We start from the raw sequence: 6,255 nt of genomic DNA, 5'->3' as shown, positions 1-6,255 counted from the left end.
CTTATCTCTTAAAAAAGCAATAATCCTGTAACAGACGTAAATGGAGTAACACAGCCATGTATTTTCTCCCGCTTTAATCGACATCACTCACATTCAAAAAATTTGCGCGTCTTATTCTATTGATCAACCAATTGCAATTATCGAACTAGCTAACCGACGTAGGCTGGCCCTGAGTCCCTGGAAGGGACGTTAGGGATTGGCACGAGGCTTGCGTAAGCAAGAGGAGTGACAAAAGCCTATGTGTCGCAGACCGAGCAAGGGCGGAGTCCCGCCGCGAAGTGGTTAGCGTCAGTTATGCGCAGTGTTTTAAGTTTTAAAATCAATGTTGTTTTAACAAATTTCTTAAAATTGGACCTGATTTATTTGAACCAAGTTTTAAAATATTTTGATAGAATGTAAGGTATCCGTTGAAAATTTCTCTTCTTTCACTTTCCGAATTATTTTTAGTTAATTTACTTAAAGTTTCATTATATTTTTGAACTTGTTTCTCGTTCTCTTTAATGAACGTTTCAAAAATCACATCATCAAAGTAAGAAGTTTTCGTGCTATTCGTTTTATTTGATATTATAGTCTTAATACTAGACATGAGTAATTCATTTTTTCCAAATTCTTCTAATTCTTTATTATTAATGTTAATTATGTAATCTGGAAATACGATTGCGAATGCGATATCTGGCTTTGTTTTTGAAGTATTTTCAAGAGCATCGATTAATATTTTGACGTGGTTTGAGATTTGCTCATTATTGGCTTTTTGTAAAAATTCATTTGTGGCTTGAGCTCCTATCTGATAACTTAAGGCATAGATATCTGCTTCTGTAAGTTTTGTATTTTCCTGGTATATTGCCGCGTATTTTGTTTTTATTTCCTTAAATTTTTCCGGATGATGTTCCTTGATTAACATAAAGATTGGATGTCTTTCAAGAGATTCGAATATTACTTCAAGATTTTTATTTTTCTCTCTTTCTTGGAAAATATTTGTAATTATATGATTGGATATTCCAACCATGGATATTGTTACTACTATGGGAAAAATTAAGAAGTTCGTTTTTTTTAGATTTTTACCTAAATATTTATTTAAGAGAGAAAAAACTAAATAACCTGTTAATCCTCCAATTATCGCTCCGATGGCAATTCGAATTAAATATTCCATTTTTACTCCTCTATATTATTTTTTAAAACATTGCACATAACGAACTAGCCTTAACGACGTTCCTCGGAGCTGAGCCTACAGAGTAGGCGTTAGCGTCGGCACGCATTCTTGCGTAGCAAGAATCGTGACGGAGAGGAATGTGTCGCAGACCGAGCGAGGCCTTGTGCCGAAGCGAAGCGTTAAGGCGCTGTTATACGCAGTTTCGCTTTGATTAATAAGGTCCATCGTAATTATATTTTTGTATTGTTTTGATTAGTTTTTTATCTTTGTATAAATCTGCGATATAAACTGTTCCTGCATATTCCATACCTTTGGTATTAAACGATGAAAGTAAAATCTCTAGTTTGACGGCTGAATATTGAATTTTACATATAAATCTAGCATTTAAAATTGTTTCTTCAGGTGATTTGAAATCTAAAGTTCGATCGGTGCTTTGGTGGTCCTCTTTAAGTTCTTCTAATGCTTCTTTATATTCTTCTTTTGTGTAAGGCCTTTTTTTCCCAAAAATTGAACAATCAGCCTTCTCAAAATCAAGATCAAAAACACCGAATACAATAGAATTATTTATAATATTTTCATTAGTTTTATATTTTAAAAGTTCAAAAATTGGCTCCGATATAGTCATGTTGAAATATTTGGGTCTATCGTAAATTTTTGATAGATGTAATCTTGAATGTTCAATAAATTTACCATTTATCTTTTGTGCATTTAAAGTTTGGAAAGCAAAAGCCGATATGGTTCTTCTTATATTGAAAAATTTAAAGTTATTTGCATGGTCATGATTGTCAAATTCGAAAGGTTCAACAAGTACAAGATTATTTTCGAAACTTTCGCCGATAAAAATATTTGGAGATATATTTGCTCCGATTTCTCTTGAATCAATTTTGTCTTTATTAAAACAATAAGAATTAGATTCAAGATCTGAATCGCACACAGAAATATTAATTATTTCGTTGCATTTAATAAGAAGAAGTAGCAGGCAAATAGTTATAATCTTCATTTAAACTCTCGTAATATTATTTTTGCGAAATTGCGTATAACGAATAGACTTACCGAAGTTCCCCGCCCCTGAGTCCCGGACGGGACGTTAGGGACTGGCATGTAGCTTGCGAAGGCAAGGCGAATGCCAGAAGGGGAATTTGCCGCAGGTCGAGCGAGGCCTTGTGCCGAAGCGTAGCGGTAAGTCGCTGTTATACGGCGTGGCTGATTGTGTTAAGCACTTTTGCTTTTTAAATGTATAACCGGTTCAGCATCTAATGCTTTTGCTAATCTATTAATGAAAGATAAGGAAAGATTTTTATAGTTGCCAGATTCGATTCTTGCAATCGCGGGTTGGGAAGTACCAATTTTTTCAGCTAAATCTTTTTGTGTTAAATGTCTTTTTTTTCTTAATGTAATAATCTCTTTTGCAAGGTTAAATTCATTAGATAGTGCTTCATATTCTGATTTAAATTTCTTGTCTTTAAGTTGATTTTTTAAAAGAGAATCTAAATCTTTAGTTTTTAATTTCATGGTTTTTCTCCCTTATATATATACATTAATTTTTTCGCTTTATCTAACTGATCTTTATCAGTCTTTTGATCTTTTTTGATAAAGCCTGAAGTAATGATCACAATTTTATCTTTTTCAAAAAAATAAAAGAATCTACATATGTTAGATCCTTGTTTAACTCTTAATTCGAATAGACCATTAATACCTGCAATTTTCTTTGAAAAGGGCTCCCTTAATTCAGGTCCGAAATCTCTCAATAATTCGATAGTTCTGAAAGATTTAGCCTTTAACTTATTTTCCAAACTGACAAGAAATTGCTCAGCAGGTTCTAGTAGCTGAATCTTATAAGTCACTCGAACAATATATCAAATATGGTATATTTTGTCAATTCCATTATATTGTGAAAAGTTTTCAGCCATGCCGTATAACGAATAGACTTACCGAAGTTCCCCGACCCTGAGTCCCGCCGGGACGTTAGGGACTGGCATGCAGCTTGCGAACGCAAGGCGAATGCCAGAAGGGGAATTTGCCGCAGGCCGAGCGAGGGCTTGTCCCGAAGCGTAGCGGTAAGTCGCTGTTATGCGCAGTATTTCGCTTATTAAAAAAATTATTTTTTTAATTTGAAAGAGAATTTCCATTTCCATTTCAATTTATTACATTGGCGCCTTTTTGATATTTAGCAATTTAAAACTACACAAATAAAGCAAAGTATTGTAACTTGATTAATAATTAGCTGCCTTTTCACGGTCGAAGAAAGATTGAAATTAGAAATTCATCCATTTAAAATAAATAAAATGTAAATTCTATTTATAGCTAGATTTAAATAAGCTGCTACATATTCTATTTTCCGGATATGTAACACATTCTTCTCGACAAGAATTTCGCTTATATTCTGGAAACTTAGTATATTGACTTGGATATTCTTTATTGCAATCATCTAGGCATTTATTCACTCTTTCAATACACATTCTAATTTCTATAATTGATGGTTGAAATACTTCCTGAGTATTTATTTGGTTTCCGAAGAAGAAAATAACAATTAAAAGTATTTTAGAAAAATTAAGTAGCTTCGACATAGCAAGGATAACTTTATTCAAACCGCTCACTTAAAGCGTTTATTGGTAATATAAGTAATGTCAGTTAATTTATGTAGGCAGATACAGATTTTTTATCATATTTCATTGAAGCTTTAAATTTGTTTGCTATTGTTATCATACCCATTTTTTTTATCCCTTTTAACTAAATTTGATATAAATAGCATTGCGTAAGAAAGAAATTAATATTTCAAATTATAACCGGTGTTAAAATCTGTTGGCAATGTTTTGAATATTCAGATTTAAGAGAATATTAATTAAGTTACTTTTATATTGAATTGGTTTAAGGTTTATTATTCAATTCACATATGGTATTTGTAATTTTACTATCTATATTTAAATTTATATAATCTAGTAACTCTTTAATACAAAAATTCTTTATATAAAAATTTCATTGGAAATATTGCGCATAACGAATAGACTTACCGAAGTTCCCCGACCCTGAGTCCCGGACGGGACGTTAGGGACTGGCATGTAGCTTGCGTAAGCAAGGCGAATGCCAGAAGGGGAATTTGCCGGAGGCCGAGCGAGGGCTTGTCCCGAAGCGTAGCGGTAAGTCGCTGTTATGCGAAGTAACAATGTGTTTATTGAAAATGCTTGGAGATTGGGTATCTTTGCTTAATCAGGCTATATAGTCGATCGTAGGTTAATAATTCCATAGAATGAAGAAAGGAATACTTGGCTTTTTCGGTATTTTCTAACTCACTTAATCTAGAACTCCTACCTATTACAATATAATATCGGTCTTTAATATATGTATTTGGGTCTAGAAGATAATTTGCGCTATCATTGCTTGGATTTTTGCTAGGTGTTGAATAGCCCAATATATCTTTGCTCATTGTCCATTTACAAAGTTCTTTTCTTAAGTTATTCTTTTCAGCTGAAAAGTATGTTTTCCAATCATCAATTTGTTTTATGCTTTTTGCAAGGACTTGAGTTGGAGTACCTTTCTTTGTAAAAAGCTTATCTGATATTGATTCTAGTTCTACAAATATTACTTCCCAGAGTCCAGAATATGAATTTAAAATTAGAAAATCTACTTTATACTCATTCCCTAGCGGAAATTCTTTGAAAACGTATCTGCAATGACCACTTGCAGGGCAAAGTGTCCAATAGAGTATCCAAGGATTTTCCTTTAAATATCTGGCTATTTCTCTTTCCCCTGTTGAGTGGAGTTCCTAACGGATTATATACTCGACAATAGGCAACAAACGACTACAAGAGGTTGCCATGAAGCGTAGAAAACAATACACAACAGAGTTTAAGAGGGAATCGGTTCAATATTTAATATCAAGTGGGAAATCCCAGAATATGGTATGCCAAGAACTAGGACTCCCTAATGGGATACTAGGCAGATGGAAAAAGGAACTAGATCAAAATCAAACCGAGAATGGATCTCTGCAAGATGTTCGAGACAAGAGGATCCAGGAGCTTGAACGTGAAGTTCAAAATTTAAAACAGCAGAGGGATATTTTAAAAAAGGCAATGGGCATCACTTTAAGTCCTTAGAAGATAAATATCTATTTATGAAAGAACATAGGGAATCCTGTGGGTTTTCTATCAAAGTGATGTCCGAAGTATTAGATATTAAACACAAGGGATTTTATCCTTGGTTGAAAAAGTCGAAGTTGATTCGAAATCAAAAAAGTATAGAGATTTTATCTGAAATTCAAAGATTCCACAAGGGAGATTTGCTTTCTTATGGAAGTCCGAGAGTTCAGAAAGAACTAAAAGCAAGGGGAATCAAAGTCAGTTTACCTACTGTGGCTAAAATTATGCGGGAAAATGGGATAAAAGCCATTACAACAAGGAAATTCAAGCCTCCTGTGACGACAGATTCCAATCATGAAGAAACAATTAGTCCAAACTTGCTTGAACAAAACTTTGACGTTTCTACACCAAACACAGTGTATGTGACTGATATTACCTACATTCCCTATTTGTTTGGATTTCTATATCTATGTAAATTCAAAGATATATGCACAAAGAAGATTGTTGGATGGGCTGTTGACACTCATATGAAAACATCTCTCGTTATGAAAGCATTTGAAAATGCTATTGAGAATCAAAAACCAAGTAAAGGACTTATCATCCATTCCGATAGAGGAAGTCAGTATGCGAGTAGAGAATTTCGTGAACAACTAACATCAAAAGGATTTATTCAAAGCATGAGTAGAAAAGGAAATTGTTGGGACAATGCTCCTGCTGAATCTTTTTTTGCTACATTAAAAAGAGAGTTTACAAATCATAAGAACTTCCATTCCTTAGAACAGGCTCGAAGTTCTCTATTTGAGTATATCGAGGTTTTTTATAACAGAAAGCGTTTGCATTCTAAAATTGGATACAAAGCTCCTGTTACATTTGAAAATGAATTTCATGCCTATTCGTGAGTATATTTTTACTTAGGAACTTCAAACTTCAATTTTATCTTAATTCTAATTTCCTTACTAACTTCCAATAGTCATGTTAGAATTCCCATGCTTTGCAAATCTTCCAGATAGCATTTGGAATCTATTGTTT

At 33.4% G+C, this 6,255-nt stretch carries 7 protein-coding genes; 2 read left to right on the top strand and 5 right to left on the bottom strand.

Features of this window, described 5'->3' with window-relative positions; genetic code table 11:
* Window positions 1–319: 319 nt before the first annotated feature.
* The 5 genes from LEP1GSC202_RS14095 to LEP1GSC202_RS20510 all read right to left on the bottom strand — a co-directional run bounded on the left by LEP1GSC202_RS14095 (window position 320) and on the right by LEP1GSC202_RS20510 (window position 4,886).
* Window positions 320–1,150, bottom strand: a complete 831-nt coding sequence (locus LEP1GSC202_RS14095) for a hypothetical protein (RefSeq protein WP_015678421.1) — start codon at window positions 1,148–1,150, stop codon at window positions 320–322.
* A gap of 211 nt (window positions 1,151–1,361) precedes the next feature.
* Window positions 1,362–2,084, bottom strand: coding sequence for a hypothetical protein (locus LEP1GSC202_RS14090; protein WP_156825392.1), 723 nt, complete (start codon window positions 2,082–2,084; stop codon window positions 1,362–1,364).
* A gap of 278 nt (window positions 2,085–2,362) precedes the next feature.
* Window positions 2,363–2,662, bottom strand: a complete 300-nt coding sequence (locus tag LEP1GSC202_RS14085) for a helix-turn-helix domain-containing protein (protein WP_015678422.1) — start codon at window positions 2,660–2,662, stop codon at window positions 2,363–2,365.
* The gene (locus tag LEP1GSC202_RS14080) at window positions 2,659–2,994 is read right to left on the bottom strand and encodes a type II toxin-antitoxin system RelE/ParE family toxin (protein WP_039929081.1); all 336 of its coding nucleotides are present in this window, start codon (window positions 2,992–2,994) and stop codon (window positions 2,659–2,661) included. The genes LEP1GSC202_RS14085 and LEP1GSC202_RS14080 overlap by 4 nt, the downstream gene beginning before the upstream one ends.
* Window positions 2,995–4,319: 1,325 nt before the next feature.
* Complete coding sequence (locus tag LEP1GSC202_RS20510) at window positions 4,320–4,886, bottom strand: Shedu anti-phage system protein SduA domain-containing protein (protein WP_083930031.1); 567 nt, start codon at window positions 4,884–4,886, stop codon at window positions 4,320–4,322.
* Window positions 4,887–4,965: 79 nt separating this feature from the next.
* Here LEP1GSC202_RS20510 and LEP1GSC202_RS14075 point away from each other — a divergent pair, with 79 nt between their 5' ends.
* Window positions 4,966–5,244, top strand: coding sequence for a transposase (locus LEP1GSC202_RS14075; RefSeq protein ID WP_083929967.1), 279 nt, complete (start codon window positions 4,966–4,968; stop codon window positions 5,242–5,244).
* A 17-nt stretch (window positions 5,245–5,261) separates the two neighbouring features.
* Window positions 5,262–6,125, top strand: a complete 864-nt coding sequence (locus tag LEP1GSC202_RS14070; protein ID WP_015675849.1) for an IS3 family transposase — start codon at window positions 5,262–5,264, stop codon at window positions 6,123–6,125.
* Window positions 6,126–6,255 lie beyond the last annotated feature (130 nt).

The organism is Leptospira yanagawae serovar Saopaulo str. Sao Paulo = ATCC 700523 (genome assembly GCF_000332475.2).
GTDB lineage: Bacteria > Spirochaetota > Leptospiria > Leptospirales > Leptospiraceae > Leptospira_A > Leptospira_A yanagawae.
Note: the sequence above shows the minus strand (reverse complement) of the source record. Positions and strands in the feature narration are given on the sequence as shown.

Coding starts and splice junctions, on each gene's coding strand:
- LEP1GSC202_RS14095 (WP_015678421.1), bottom strand. CDS start 1,150: ATGGAATATTTAATTCGAATTGCCATCGGAGCGATAATTGGAGGATTA.
- LEP1GSC202_RS14085 (WP_015678422.1), bottom strand. CDS start 2,662: ATGAAATTAAAAACTAAAGATTTAGATTCTCTTTTAAAAAATCAACTT.
- LEP1GSC202_RS14075 (WP_083929967.1), top strand. CDS start 4,966: ATGAAGCGTAGAAAACAATACACAACAGAGTTTAAGAGGGAATCGGTT.
- LEP1GSC202_RS14070 (WP_015675849.1), top strand. CDS start 5,262: ATGAAAGAACATAGGGAATCCTGTGGGTTTTCTATCAAAGTGATGTCC.